This window comes from Gilliamella sp. B14448G11, from assembly GCF_016101765.1.
Lineage (GTDB): Bacteria > Pseudomonadota > Gammaproteobacteria > Enterobacterales > Orbaceae > Gilliamella > Gilliamella apicola_N.
This window is the reverse complement of the sequence record NZ_JACFPX010000059.1, coordinates 1-331: the sequence shown is the minus strand read 5'-3', so window position 1 is coordinate 331 and position 331 is coordinate 1. Positions and strand designations below refer to the sequence as shown.

Here is a 331-nt window from a genome sequence, read left to right as displayed (position 1 = left end):
ATACATCAGCTCAACATAAAAACGAGAACTCGTTTCTTTCAGCTTGTTCCTAATTGTTAAAGAGCTTTATACTTCTATTCACTTTACCATCTCGCGATTTCAAGTAAATACAAACATAATTTTTATAAGAAGCAATTTCATCACATTTTATGGCGTCCCCTAGGGGATTCGAACCCCTGTTACCGCCGTGAAAGGGCGATGTCCTAGGCCTCTAGACGAAGGGGACTTAATCACTTCTTCTTTATAAACAAACAATCTGTGTGAACACTTACGAGCTCTTCGTAAGGAGGTGATCCAACCGCAGGTTCCCCTACGGTTACCTTGTTACGAC

At 41.1% G+C, this 331-nt stretch carries 1 tRNA gene; it reads right to left on the bottom strand.

Going from position 1 to position 331, the window contains the following annotated elements:
• Positions 1-150 precede the first annotated feature (150 nt).
• Positions 151-226: transfer RNA gene (locus H3S88_RS13175), tRNA-Glu, on the bottom strand.
• Positions 227-331 lie beyond the last annotated feature (105 nt).